A 12,692-nucleotide genomic window follows, 5' to 3' on the forward strand; every position below is an offset into this window, starting at 1 on the left:
CTTCAGCCTTCGGAGGCCTTGCGGAAGGGGGCTGGATCCCAGTCGCAGGCGTAACCGTCCCCATCCGGGTCGAGCCCGCGGCGATCGCGCGTGGGGCCACCGCGTGAGAGGAAGTCGATCTGCGCCAGGTCGGGCGAGGCGTATTCCGCACAATTGCGTGCTGCACGCCCCTCCCCCCCGAAGCCCGCACGGGCATATACGCTTTGCCCCTTGGGATGGCTCGTCGAGAGCGCGAAGGCGACGATATTGGGCTGCTCATCGCCGGGTCGGGTCGGCAGGGCCTCCGGCTGGACCACTTCGTATTGCGCGCGATTGCGCTCGATCCGGGCGGCGTCGCTTTCGATGGTCTGCCGTTCCGAGACCGCGTCGAAGTCGTTCTCATCCGATATACCGGGATTGTCGAGTGACACAGGCGGAGGGTTGGACGGGCTGGCCTGGACAGGCGCCACGCCGGAGTTCAACTCCGCGCTGTCGGGCGCGCCGGGGCGGGTTTGGGCCAGGATGCGTGTGGTTGCGGCAGCGGTTTCCTCGGCCGAACCCGGCTCGGGCAGGCGCACCGTATCGGGCACGCGAATATCACTGCCGGCCAGCGCCGCGTCGCGCTGACGCTGCGCCTCGAAGGAATTGTCAAACCCGACGCCCTGCCCGCTGTCCGGCACCTGTGGCGCACAGGCGCTGAGGGCCGCGAGGGTGAGGGCCACAAAAGTGACACGTGGTGTCATGAGATCTCTGCCTGTTCTGCTCATCTGGCAGGAGAGACTACCACCATTTCGCAGGCTTGGCCACAAAGCCCGCCGCCTGCTCAAGAACATGTGCAGCGCAGAGCAGATCGGCCTCGGCCCAGGGCTGTCCAATCAGCTGCAGACCCAGCGGCAGCCCCTGCTTGTCGAGCCCCGCGGGCACGGCAATTCCTGGCAAGCCAGCGAGGTTGACGGTGACTGTGAAGACGTCGTTGAGGTACATCGCGACCGGGTCCGCGTCGGTCATCTCGCCCAGGCCAAATGCCGCCGAGGGGGTGGCTGGCGTGAGGATCGCATCGATGCCTTGCGCAAAAACCTGCTCGAAGTCGCGCTTGATCAGCGTGCGCACGCGGCGCGCCCGGTTGTAATAGGCATCGTAGAAGCCTGCCGACAGCACGTAGGTGCCGATCATGACCCGGCGTTTGACCTCATCGCCAAAGCCTTCGGCGCGGGTCTTTTCGTACATCTCGGTGATGCCGTCGCCCTGGTCGAGCTTGGCACGGTGGCCGTAGCGCACACCGTCGTAGCGCGCGAGGTTCGACGACGCCTCGGCGGGTGCGATCACGTAGTAGGCGGGCAGCGCGTATTTCGTGTGCGGCAGCGAGATATCCACGATCTCGGCGCCTGCGTCCTTCATCATCGCGATGCCGTCCTGCCAGAGTGTCTCGATCTCATCCGGCATCCCATCCATGCGGTATTCCTTGGGAATGCCGATCTTCTTGCCATTGATGTCTCCGCTGAGGGCCGCCTCGAAGTTCGGCACCGGAAGATCCGCGGAGGTGCTGTCTTTCGGGTCGTGGCCACACATGGCCTCCAGCATGATCGCCGCGTCGCGCACGGATTTGGTCATCGGCCCCGCTTGGTCGAGCGAGGAGGCGAATGCCACGATTCCCCAGCGCGAGCAGCGCCCGTAGGTGGGCTTGATACCAACAGTGCCGGTAAAGGCCGCAGGCTGGCGAATGGAGCCGCCGGTGTCCGTACCGGTCGCAGCGAGGCAGAGGTCAGCCGCCACGGCAGCGGCAGAGCCACCCGAAGAGCCGCCCGGCGTCAGTTGCGCGTCGTCATTGCCGCGCCGCCACGGGTTGACCGCATTGCCGTAAGTGGAGGTCTCATTCGACGAGCCCATCGCGAACTCGTCCATGTTGAGCTTGCCCAGCATGACCGCGCCCGCGTCCGCGAGGTTCTGGCTGACCGTGGATTCGTATTCGGGCAGAAAGCCTTCGAGGATTCGCGACCCGGCTTGGGACGGCACGCCTTTGGTGCAGAAGAGGTCTTTGATACCGATGGGCAGGCCACACATGGCCGGGGCATCGCCTTTGGCCAGCCGCGCATCCGCTGCGACGGCGCGCTCCAGCGCGACCTCAGGCGTGTGATGGACAAACGCGTTCAGCGCGCCAGCGGCGTCGATGGCGGTGAGACAGGCCTCGGTCAGCTCTTTCGAGGTGGTTTCGCCCGCGCGCAGGGCATCCCGCGCCGCACTCAGGGTCAGCTCGTTCAGTTTCGTCATCACTCGACCACCTTCGGCACGGCAAAGAAGCCTTCGCGCGCATCGGGCGCGTTCGAGAGCACCTTGGCCTGCTGATTGCCGTCGGTGACCTCGTCCACGCGGCGCTTGAGCACCTGCGGGGTGACGGAGGTCATGGGGTCCACACCCTCGATATTCACTTCGTTGAGCTGCTCGATAAAGCCCAGAATGGTGTTGAACTCACCCGCGAGCGCGGGCAGCGCGTCGGGCTCCACCTTGATCCGGGCGAGTTTGGCCACGCGGGCGGCTGTGCTCTCGTCAATGGACATCGCAATTCCTCGTCTGCTTTGGGCAGGCGTTTATCCGCCCGCGCGCGCCTTGCCAAGAGTGGCGCGTAGGTAAACCTCGATCATCCAGCCGAGCATGAGCCCATTGAGCAGATGCCACATGAAATGCGTGCCCAGCGGGATCTGGGGGCAGAGCGGCAGATCGAGCGAGCGGAAGGTGATCGAGACAATCAAAATGCCTGCCCCGATGGCCAGCCCGCGCGCAAGCTCGGGCGCGCGGCGGCGCAGCAGCAGCGCATAGATCAGGATGAGGAGCGCCACCGGCGCATAGCCGGCGGAGGAGCCGATCCCGGGCACCAACTGGAACAGCGGCACCGTGAGCCAGGCGTAAGGAAAGAAGAGCGCAGTCAGCCCAAGCGCAGGCCAGAGGCTCAGCCCCCAACCCACCCGGTTGATCGCATAGATATAGATGAGGATGTAGAACAGGATCGGCGTCACATCCGCGATGGCCGCCCAGGTTTGCGCGTGGGTGTGGAAGAGGTAGCTGCCGACGCCAATTGCGAAGAGCACGACGCAGAGAAGCTGTGCGATCCGATCCCCGCCGCTGCGCCGCCACATGATCAGGGCCGCGACGATGAAGGCGAGATTGGTCACCGCATTCACCGGCTCGGCCCAATAGGACGCGTCGAGGCGTTCGCAGTAGCTGTCGATCTGCCGTGTCCAGTCCATCCGTCTCCCCAGCGTTTGAGCCAAGGGTGGCCTGAAAGCCCACCCTACCGACGCGCGGCGAAGAAAGCGCGCAGATACGCCTCTGATTCCGCAGCGGCGATGCCGTCGAAAACTTCGGGCACATGATGGCATTGCGGGTGTGCAAAGACCCGTGCGCCCTGCGCCACCCCACCGGATTTGGGATCGCTGGCGCCGTAGTACAAGCGCGCAATCCGCGCTGCTGCGATGGCTGCGGCGCACATCGCGCAAGGCTCCAGCGTGACATAGAGCGCGTGATCGGGGAGCCGCTCGGAGCCTGCCGCCGCACAGGCCGCGCGAATGGCGAGCAGTTCCGCATGGGCCGTGGGGTCGTTGAGCTCGCGCGTGCGGTTGCCCTCGGCCGCGACGACCTTGCCCGCCCGGTCCACAACCACCGCGCCCACAGGCACCTCACCGCGCTTGGCCGCCGCCCGCGCTTCGCTGAGTGCGGCTTGCATATGGGTGTTGAATTCCATGGGCCCAGTTGCCCGCAAAGCGCCCCCTTTCGCAAGCCCCGCAAAGCCGCTATGGCAGGCCCCATGTCCAAGCCACAGCCCCCAACAGGCGACCGTATCGCCAAGATCCTCAGTCGCGCCGGTGTTGCCAGCCGCCGTGAAGCGGAGCGGATGATCACGGCAGGCCGCGTCGCAGTGAACGGTAAGGTCATCGACAGCCCGGCGCTCAACGTGACTGAGAGTGACAAGATCGCCGTCGATGGCTTACCCTTGACTGAACCGGAGCCGCCCCGGCTCTGGCTCTTTCACAAGCCTTCGGGGCTGGTCAGCACGGACAGCGACGAAAAGGGCCGCGAGACGATCTACTCCGCCCTGCCCGAGGACATGCCGCGGGTGATGAGCATCGGGCGGCTCGATCTCAACTCCGAAGGGCTGCTGCTGCTCACCAATGATGGGGGTATCAAGCGGCGGCTGGAGTTGCCCTCGACCGGCTGGCTGCGCCGCTACCGCGTACGGGTGAACGGGCGGCCAACGGACGCGATGCTGGAGCCGCTGCGCGCCGGGATGACTGTAGAGGGTGAGAGGTTCCAGTCCATGACCGTGACGCTCGACCGGCAACAGGGCTCCAACGCCTGGCTGACCATCGGGTTGCGGGAAGGCAAGAACCGCGAGATCCGTCGCGCGTTGGCCGCCATCGATCTGACCGTGAACCGGCTGATCCGGATCAGCTATGGCCCCTTTCAGCTGGGCGATCTGAAGTTGGGCGCGGTCGAAGAGGTGCGCCGCCGGATCTTGCGCGACCAACTCGGGCTCGACAAGGAGGAGCCGGCCAAGACGCCACAGCGGGCCTTGCGCCAACGGCGGAACCGGTCGCAGGGCCCCAAGCGGGATACGCCAAGGCGTGCTGACACCTGAGACGGAAAATTCCCCCTCGCGGTGGCCCGTGTCACACCCCACCTTTGGTGTGTAACGCGCCGAAAGCGGCAGCAAAGGCCGCGGCCCGCAGAGCGGGCTGGCATGCCGAGCCGCATGGGCATATATTCGGGGCAACGTCGGTCTGGGGAGACAGTATGACGCCGAACACGATGCAGAAATTTGCCTTTGTGGCGCTGCTCGTCCTGATGACGGGCGTGGCCGCAGGCCTGCTCGGCGGTCTCTGACGGCATGGCAAAGCGGTTCGGCGGAAAATACAGCCCCCAAGGCGCCCCGACCGCGAGCGGTGCATCGCGCCGCAGCGCATATGCGGGCGCCAAGGTCGACCCGGTGGGCGCACGCGCCAACCTGATGTTTTTGCCCGCAGTTGTGCTGCTGTTCATGTCCTTGACGCAAGGCGCGCTCGGGCTTGCCCTGGGTCTTGCCGGCACCGCGGCACTGGGGCTCGGCGCGTGGCTTTTGCGGGGCGGGCTGGTGGCCGAAGCCGCCTGGCATGCGCGCAAGGTCGCGCGCCGCCCAGCCATGCCGCGGAAGATTGCCGCGGCCCTGATGGCAGGCATCGGCACGGGCCTCGCAGCGCTGAGCCACGACGGCAATCTCATCGCCGCCGTGCTCTTTGGCGCCGCCGCAGGTGGCCTGCATCTCGCGGCCTTCGGCATCGACCCGCTGAGCGACAAGGGCATGGAAGGCATCGACACCTTCCAGCAGGACCGCGTGGCCCGGGTGGTCGATGAGGCCGAGGCGCATCTGACCGCCATGACCGATGCGCTCAAACGCGCGGGCGATCGTCGGGTTACCGCCCGGATGGAGCAGTTTCAGACCGTGGTGCGCGACCTCATCCGCACGGTCGAGGACGATCCCCGCGACCTCACGGCGGCGCGCAAGTACCTCGGTGTCTACCTGCTGGGGGCCCGCGATGCCTCCGTCAAATTCGCCGACATCTACGCCCGCAACCAGGACGAAAAGTCCCGCAGCGACTATCTCGCCCTGCTGGACGATCTGGAAGAAAATTTCACCAACCGCACCACCAAGCTGATGCTGGATGACCACAGCGACCTCACGGTCGAAATCGAGGTCCTGCGGGACCGTCTGCAACGCGAAGGGGTGCGTCTGGACTGACGCCGCCCGCAACAAAGGACTGACATCTATGAGTGAATCGACACGCGAGAAAGCCGCCCAAGACCTGAAGATGGTCGAAGAGGTGACCGCCGTCATCCTGCCGGAGCCCGCCGATGCCAATGCCATCGTGCCCATGGCCGAGGCCGACGCGCCGGTCAGTGCCGAGATCACCAAGCGCATGGCCGAGATCGACATGAGCGATACCAATTCCATCGTGGCGTTCGGATCCCGCGCGCAGGTCGAACTGCAGGAGATCAGCCAGGCCATGCTGGGCGGTGTGCGCAACAAGGACGTGGGCCCGGCGGGCGACAGCTTGCGCAACATCGTGACCACGATCCGCGGCTTTTCGATTTCCGAGCTGGACGTGCGCCGCGAACGCAGCTTCTGGGAAAAGCTGATGGGCAAGGCCGCGCCCTTCGCCAAATTCACAGCGAAGTTCGAAGAAGTGCAGGGCCAGATCGACCGGATCACCGACGAGCTTCTGAAACACGAGCACACGCTGCTGAAAGACATCAAATCGCTCGACCTGCTCTACGAGAAGACCTTGCAATTCTACGACGAGCTGGCGCTCTACATCGCGGCGGGCGAGGAAAAGCTCGCCGAACTGGATGAAAAGACCATCCCCGCCAAAGCCGCGGAAGTCGAGCAAGCGGCCGAGGACAATCAGGTGATGGTCGCGCAGGAGTTGCGCGACCTGCGCGCCGCCCGCGACGACCTGGAGCGCCGGGTGCACGATCTGAAGCTCACGCGGCAGGTGACCATGCAGTCGCTGCCCTCGATCCGGCTGGTACAGGAGAACGACAAATCGCTGGTGACCAAGATCAACTCGACGCTGGTGAACACCGTGCCGCTGTGGGAGACGCAACTGGCGCAGGCGGTGACAATCCAGCGGTCCTCCGAGGCGGCGCAGGCGGTACGCCAGGCGAATGATCTGACCAACGAGCTGCTCACCGCCAACGCGAAGAACCTGCGCGAAAGCAACAAGGTGATCCGCGAGGAGATGGAACGCGGCGTCTTCGACATCGAAGCGGTCAAGCAAGCCAATGCGGACCTCATCGGCACCATCGAGGAGTCGCTGCAGATCGCCGACGAAGGCAAAGCCCGCCGGGCTGCCGCCGAAAGCGAATTGCAGGAGATGGAGGCCAAGCTGCGCGACACGCTGGCCTCGGCCCGCGCCAAGGCAACGGGGCTGGGTGACACCGCCGCGACCTCCGTTCCCAACTGAGGGCTCCATGGCGCCGCACAGCAATTTTCTGCGCTGGGGCGCATTTGGTTTCGCCAGCGCGGCGCTGGTGGCCTGTGACGCGACACAGGCGCCGCTGGCGGTGAAGACGCCGCCCGCGCGGCCCAGTGTGCAGGCGGAGACCCAGCTGCAACCCACATCGGAGAAAAGCGCGGCGCTGCGCAGCTATCTGGTACAGGTGCAGTCGGCGCAGCTGAGCCAGGGGCTCTTGCGCGAGGACGGCGGCGGCGCCGATACGCCCTTCACCGCCGATATGCTGGCGCGCAATTTCGAACGGATCGTCTTTTTCAACGAATACGACACGGCGCTTCGCGGGCGCGGCGGCGAGAGCCCGCTGCGGCGGTGGTCCGCACCGGTGCGCGTGGGCACGATTTTCGGCAATTCGATCCCGCCATCGCAACGCAACGCCGATGGCACCGCCATCCGCAACTATGCGCGGCGGCTGAGCCAGATCACCGGCCATCCGATCATGAGCTTCGGCGCGCCGAATTTCATCGTGATCGTGGCGAGCGAAGATGACCGGGGCGCGGCCCTCGATGCCGCCGCCGCCCGCGTCCCCGGGATCTCGCGCGAGAGCCTCAATGCGCTGCGCAACCTGTCGCGCGACACCTATTGCGCGGTGGCGGCCTATGCGGCGGGCTCGGATGCCAACACCTACACCGCCGCCGTCGCCGTGATCCGGGCCGAGAACCCTGGCCTTCTGCGCCTCAGCTGCATTCACGAGGAGATGGCGCAGGCGCTGGGGCTGGCCAATGACAGCGATGCCAGGCCGTCGATCTTCAACGACGACGACGAGTTTGCGCTGCTGACCCAACACGACGAGCTGCTGCTCAAGATGCTCTACGATCCGCGCCTCTCCCCCGGCATGAGCGCCGCCGAGGCCGCCCCCATCGCCCGAACCATCGCTCTGGAACTGACCACAGGGCCGAGCTGAGACCACGACGCAAAGGACTGACAGATATGGGAATTTTCGATTTTCTTTCCGGCGAATTCATCGACGTCATCCACTGGACGGACAACACCCGCGACACGATGGTCTGGCGGTTCGAACGTGAGGGGCACGAGATCAAATACGGCGCCAAGCTGACCGTGCGCGAAGGGCAAGCGGCGGTGTTCGTCCATGAAGGCCAGCTTGCGGACGTCTTCACCCCCGGTCTCTACATGCTCGAGACCAACAACATGCCGATCATGACGACCCTGCAGCATTGGGACCACGGCTTCCGCAGCCCGTTCAAATCCGAGATCTATTTCGTGAACACCACCCGCTTCAACGATCTGAAATGGGGGACAAAGAACCCGATCATCTGCCGCGATCCGGAGTTCGGCCCGGTGCGTCTACGCGCTTTCGGGACCTATGCGATCAAGGTCTCCGATCCGGCGAAATTCCTGGTGGAGATCGTTGGCACCGACGGCGAATTCACCATGGATGAGATCAGCTTCCAGATTCGCAACATCCTCGTGCAGGAGTTCTCGCGCACGCTCGCCCGCGCCGGAATCCCGGTCATGGACATGGCCGCCAACACCCGCGAGCTGGGGCAGCTGGTGGGCAAGGAAATCTCGACCCAGCTCGCCGAATACGGGCTGGCGATGCCCGAGCTCTACATCGAAAACATCTCGCTGCCCCCCGCTGTGGAAGACGTGATGGACAAGCGGTCCTCCATGGGCGTGATCGGAAATCTCAACGAATACATGCAGTTCCAGGCGGCTGAAGCGCTCGGGCGCGAGGGTGCGGGGGCCGCTGCCATCCAGGCGGGCCTCGGGGCAGGTCTGGGCATGCAGATCGGCCAGGCCGCAGCCCAGCAGGGGCCTTGGGGTGCACGCGGCGCCGGCCCCGCCGCCGTGCCCCCGCCGCCCCCGCCGATCGAGCATGTCTGGCATGTGGCCGAGAATGGCGAGACCAAAGGCCCCTATTCGAAGGCCGCACTTGGCCGCATGGCCGCCGATGGCGCGCTCACCCGCGAAAGCATGGTCTGGACCCCGGGTCAGGATGGCTGGATGCGCGCCGAAGACGTGGCGGAGCTGGCGCAGCTCTTCACCGTTCTGCCGCCACCGCCGCCGCCCCCGGCACCATAACATGCGGCAGGCCATCATCCCCGATGCGCTGAAGCAGGCGGCTGCGGCGACGGGCTTTTCGCCCGCCATCCGCGCCGGCGATTTTCTGTTCCTCACCGGCGCCACCGGCGGCCGCGCGGATGGCACGATGCCCGACGATGCCGCCGATCAGACACGGGTCGCATTGGACAAGGTGCAGACCGTGCTGGTGGCCGCTGGGGCGGGTGAGGGCGATGTGGTTGAGATGACAAGCTATCATCTGGACATTGCCAACACCTTCGCCGCTGTTCAGGGCGCGCTGGAGCAGATCTTTGCGCCGCCCCTGCCCGCCTGGACGGCGGTGGAAGTCGCGGGGTTGCGCCGCCCGGGCGCATTGGTCGAGTTCCGCGTCGTCGCACATGCGCCGGAGGCGCGCGCGCCATGACCCGCCGGCGCGCGACGATCCTGCTGCACTGGTCGGTGCTGACCCTGCTCGTCCTGGCGTTGGCTGCCGGCGGCGAGAGCGCTGCTCTCAACGCCGCCTTTGGTCTCGCCGGGCTGGCGATGGTCGCACTTGCCATCATCTTCGGCCTGATGAACGGTCCGGGCCCAAAGCTCGACGGCGCATTGCGCGCGGCCCACCCCTGGCTGAGCCGCGGCATGTATGCGCTCTTGGCTTGGACCTCGGTCAGTACGCTGGCCGTCGTGGTTGGGGCCGCTCTTCCCGGCCCCTCGACGCGCACCCTGATGGTGAGCCTCGTTGCCGCCTCTTCCCTGCACGCGATCTTCCATCTCTGGCGGCATACCGCGCTTGGCGACGGCGCGCTGCGCCGCATGACCCCGACATCTCTGCACGGCATGTTATGACGACCGAGACCCAGGCGCCCCTGGCCGAGCATCATTTCCCCTGCGACGCCTGCGGCGGCGATCTGCGGTTCGACCCGGGCGGGCGACAGCTGGTCTGCGATCATTGCGGCAACACGCAGAGCCTCGACGCGGGGCCTTGGGGCCAGACGCAGATCAGGGAGCTGGATTTCGAGGCCGCCCTGAACCAGGCCCTGCCGGCTATGGAGATGGAGGAGACCCGCGTCTCGAAATGCCCCAATTGCGCGGCGGAGGTCGAATTCGACCCGAATGTGCACGCAGCCGAATGCCCGTTCTGCGCGACGCCCGTGGTGACCGACACAGGCACCCATCGGCACATCAAGCCGCGCGGGGTGCTGCCCTTTGCCTTCGACGAGACCAGCGCGCGCGATGCGATGACGCATTGGCTCGGGCGGCTCTGGTTCGCGCCGGGTGGCTTGCAGGACTACGCGCGCAAGGGCCGCAAGATGCAGGGCATCTATGTGCCCTATTGGACCTTCGACGCCGATACGAAGAGCCAATACACCGGCGAGCGCGGCACGGTCTACTACGAGACACGCACGGTCATGCGCGACGGCAAGCGGCAGCAGATCCGCGTGCCTAAGGTGCGCTGGCGCGGGGTGCGCGGCCGGGTGGCACGGTTCTTCGACGATGTGCTGGTGCTGGCCTCGACCTCTTTGCCGAAACGCTTCACCGACGCGTTGGAGCCCTGGGATCTCAGCGAGATGCAGCCCTATGCGCCCGAATACCTCGCAGGCTTCCGCGCCGAAGGCTACGCGGTCCCGCTCAAGGACGGCTTTGTCGAAGCGCGCCAGCGCATGGACCAGGTGATCGCCCGCGACATCCGCTTCGACATCGGCGGCGACCGTCAGCGCATCCACCGCGTCGACACCGACCTGAGCGATATCACCTTCAAACACGTGCTGCTGCCGGTCTGGCTCGCCGCCTACAAGTACCGGGGCGAGACCTACCGCTTCGTGGTGAATGGCCGGACCGGCAAGGTGCAGGGCGAGCGCCCCTGGTCAGCGATCAAGATCGCGATTGCCGTGATCCTCGGGCTTATCGTGGCCGCCGCCATCGGCTATGGGGCCGCTCTCACTCAATAGAAAGACATCTTATGCGCGCAGTTCTGCAACGGGTCTCCGAGGCCTCTGTCAGCGTCGAGGGTGAGGTCATCGGCGCCATCGGACCGGGCCTGCTCATCCTCGTCTGCGCAATGCCCGGTGACGATACGGGCGTCGCCGACAAGCTGGCCGCGAAGATCGTCAAGCTGCGGCTCTTCAAGGACGACGCGGGCAAAATGAACCTCAGCCTCGGGCAGACCGGCGGCGCGGCGCTGGTGGTCAGCCAGTTCACGTTGGCTGCAGATACCTCGCGCGGCAACAGGCCCGGGTTCTCGGGCGCAGCCACGCCCGAGCTGGCGCAGTCACTCTACACCCATTTCGCAGAGGCGCTCCGTGCGCTGGACGTTCCCGTGCAGACTGGACGCTTCGGCGCCGATATGGCAGTGGCTCTGGTGAATGACGGTCCGGTCACGCTCTGGCTGGACACGGACCAGCCATAGGGAGGCGCAGATGCAGAGCGCGGATTTGGAAGGGCTTTTCTGGGCCGGTGTGAACGCTGTGCGCGGCGACAGCGCGGTCCGGGCCGCACTTGCAGCAAAGCCCTGCCCTAGGCCTGATCAGATCGTCGCCGTGGGCAAGGCCGCGGCGGCGATGGCTCGCGCAGCGCATGATCTCTTTCCGGATGCGCCCATGCTGATCGTGACGAAATACGACCATGCAGAGGATGCGCCCGATGGCGCCGAGCTCATCGAGGCGGCCCACCCGGTCCTCGACAAAAACAGCCTTGCGGCCGGCGCGCGGTTGCTCGAGGTCGTGGGCGGGATGGCCGCCGGTCGTCACCTCTTGATGCTGGTTTCGGGAGGGGCCTCGGCCTTGGCCGAAGCCGCCGAGGGCGATCTGGATCTGGCAGGGCTGAAGGCGCGTGCGCAGGAAATGCTTGCCTCCGGGGCCGATATCCATGCGATGAACGCCGCCCGCACCGCCGTCAGCCGCGTCAAGGGTGGCAAACTGCTCAGCACCTTTCGTGGGGCATCGGTAACGACGCTGGCGATCTCCGACGTCGAAGGGGACAGCCTCGCCGTCATCGGCTCGGGTATCGGCGACGCGCCCGAGACGCGCGACTTCAGCTTCGACGCACGGATTGTGGCCAGCAACGCTATCGCGCGCGCAGCGGTGGCAGAGGCCGCGGCACGCGCGGGCCTCTCCATCGAGACAAACGCCGAGACGCTCTATGATGACATCACGGCGCTCGCGCCGCGCATTGGTGCCGCCCTGCGGACTGCAAAGCCCGGCCTGCATCTCTTCGGCGGCGAGCCAACCGTGGTGCTGCCGCCAAACCCGGGGCGTGGGGGGCGCAACCAGGCATTGGCCCTGCTTCTGGCGCGCGAGATCTCGGGCGCGCCCGGCCTGCGCGTGCTCGTTGCGGGAACGGACGGCACCGACGGGCCGACAGATGCAGCCGGCGCCATTGTCGATGGGGGCACCTGGACCACGGATGCCGAAGACGCTCTGGCCCATGCCGATGCAGGCACGTGGCTCGAGGTGAACGGCGCGTTGCTGACGACCGGTCCCACAGGAACCAACGTGATGGATCTGGTGATCGCGGTGAAGAGCTAGCGGAACCGGCGGTGGCCTGAAAGCCCACCGTACCTGCCGGCACCAACGCTGATGACAGACGGGTACGGTGGGCTTTCAGGCCACCGCCTCCCACGCTTGACAACCGCGCCAGGCGCAGCAACCGTCC

15 protein-coding genes are annotated in these 12,692 nt (G+C 66.1%); 10 read left to right on the forward strand and 5 right to left on the reverse strand.

The genetic code is table 11. The annotated features are described in order from the left end of the window. Positions 1–2: 2 nt before the first annotated feature. Genes MUB52_RS16355 through MUB52_RS16375 form a run of 5 tightly spaced genes read right to left on the reverse strand, consistent with a single transcriptional unit; the run spans position 3 to position 3,715 of the window. Positions 3–722, reverse strand: coding sequence for a hypothetical protein (locus tag MUB52_RS16355; RefSeq protein WP_263845312.1), 720 nt, complete (start codon positions 720–722; stop codon positions 3–5). Positions 723–759: 37 nt separating this feature from the next. Further along, positions 760–2,247, reverse strand: a complete 1,488-nt coding sequence (gene gatA, locus MUB52_RS16360) for an Asp-tRNA(Asn)/Glu-tRNA(Gln) amidotransferase subunit GatA (protein ID WP_263845313.1) — start codon at positions 2,245–2,247, stop codon at positions 760–762. After that, the gene (gatC, locus tag MUB52_RS16365; RefSeq protein ID WP_263845314.1) at positions 2,247–2,534 is read right to left on the reverse strand and encodes an Asp-tRNA(Asn)/Glu-tRNA(Gln) amidotransferase subunit GatC; all 288 of its coding nucleotides are present in this window, start codon (positions 2,532–2,534) and stop codon (positions 2,247–2,249) included. The genes gatA and gatC overlap by 1 nt, the downstream gene beginning before the upstream one ends. Before the next feature lie 30 nt (positions 2,535–2,564). Further along, on the reverse strand, positions 2,565–3,221 hold the full coding sequence (locus MUB52_RS16370) for a ceramidase (RefSeq protein ID WP_263845315.1): 657 nt from the start codon (positions 3,219–3,221) through the stop codon (positions 2,565–2,567). A 44-nt stretch (positions 3,222–3,265) separates the two neighbouring features. Further along, positions 3,266–3,715 carry a nucleoside deaminase gene (locus MUB52_RS16375; protein WP_263845316.1) on the reverse strand — a complete coding sequence of 150 codons (450 nt, stop codon included), beginning with the start codon at positions 3,713–3,715 and terminating at the stop codon, positions 3,266–3,268. A gap of 63 nt (positions 3,716–3,778) precedes the next feature. On the opposite strand from MUB52_RS16375, the gene MUB52_RS16380 reads away from it, so the two are divergent. From MUB52_RS16380 to MUB52_RS16425, 10 genes are all read left to right on the forward strand, one after another. Continuing rightward, the gene (locus tag MUB52_RS16380; protein WP_263845317.1) at positions 3,779–4,609 is read left to right on the forward strand and encodes a pseudouridine synthase; all 831 of its coding nucleotides are present in this window, start codon (positions 3,779–3,781) and stop codon (positions 4,607–4,609) included. 249 nt (positions 4,610–4,858) lie between these two features. After that, positions 4,859–5,746 carry a 5-bromo-4-chloroindolyl phosphate hydrolysis family protein gene (locus tag MUB52_RS16385; protein WP_263845318.1) on the forward strand — a complete coding sequence of 296 codons (888 nt, stop codon included), beginning with the start codon at positions 4,859–4,861 and terminating at the stop codon, positions 5,744–5,746. Positions 5,747–5,774: 28 nt separating this feature from the next. After that, entirely contained in the window at positions 5,775–6,971 is a 1,197-nt protein-coding gene (locus MUB52_RS16390; RefSeq protein WP_263845319.1) for a toxic anion resistance protein, read from the forward strand. Positions 6,972–6,978: 7 nt separating this feature from the next. Then, a complete protein-coding gene (locus tag MUB52_RS16395) occupies positions 6,979–7,923 on the forward strand; it encodes a DUF2927 domain-containing protein (protein WP_263845320.1) in 945 nt (314 codons plus the stop codon). A 26-nt stretch (positions 7,924–7,949) separates the two neighbouring features. Then, positions 7,950–9,062, forward strand: a complete 1,113-nt coding sequence (locus MUB52_RS16400; protein ID WP_263845321.1) for an SPFH domain-containing protein — start codon at positions 7,950–7,952, stop codon at positions 9,060–9,062. 1 nt (position 9,063) lies between these two features. Next, on the forward strand, positions 9,064–9,465 hold the full coding sequence (locus MUB52_RS16405; RefSeq protein ID WP_263845322.1) for a Rid family hydrolase: 402 nt from the start codon (positions 9,064–9,066) through the stop codon (positions 9,463–9,465). Next, positions 9,462–9,887: a hypothetical protein gene (locus tag MUB52_RS16410; protein WP_263845323.1), complete on the forward strand. Its 426-nt coding sequence runs from the start codon at positions 9,462–9,464 to the stop codon at positions 9,885–9,887. The genes MUB52_RS16405 and MUB52_RS16410 overlap by 4 nt, the downstream gene beginning before the upstream one ends. Next, complete coding sequence (locus MUB52_RS16415; protein WP_263845324.1) at positions 9,884–10,990, forward strand: primosomal protein N' (replication factor Y) - superfamily II helicase; 1,107 nt, start codon at positions 9,884–9,886, stop codon at positions 10,988–10,990. The genes MUB52_RS16410 and MUB52_RS16415 overlap by 4 nt, the downstream gene beginning before the upstream one ends. Positions 10,991–11,001: 11 nt before the next feature. Continuing rightward, a complete protein-coding gene (gene dtd, locus MUB52_RS16420) occupies positions 11,002–11,448 on the forward strand; it encodes a D-aminoacyl-tRNA deacylase (RefSeq protein WP_263845325.1) in 447 nt (148 codons plus the stop codon). Positions 11,449–11,458: 10 nt separating this feature from the next. Beyond that, positions 11,459–12,565 carry a DUF4147 domain-containing protein gene (locus tag MUB52_RS16425; RefSeq protein ID WP_263845326.1) on the forward strand — a complete coding sequence of 369 codons (1,107 nt, stop codon included), beginning with the start codon at positions 11,459–11,461 and terminating at the stop codon, positions 12,563–12,565. The last annotated feature ends 127 nt before the right edge of the window (positions 12,566–12,692 follow it).

Source organism: Roseobacter sinensis, assembly GCF_025755255.1.
Taxonomy (GTDB): domain Bacteria; phylum Pseudomonadota; class Alphaproteobacteria; order Rhodobacterales; family Rhodobacteraceae; genus Roseobacter; species Roseobacter sinensis.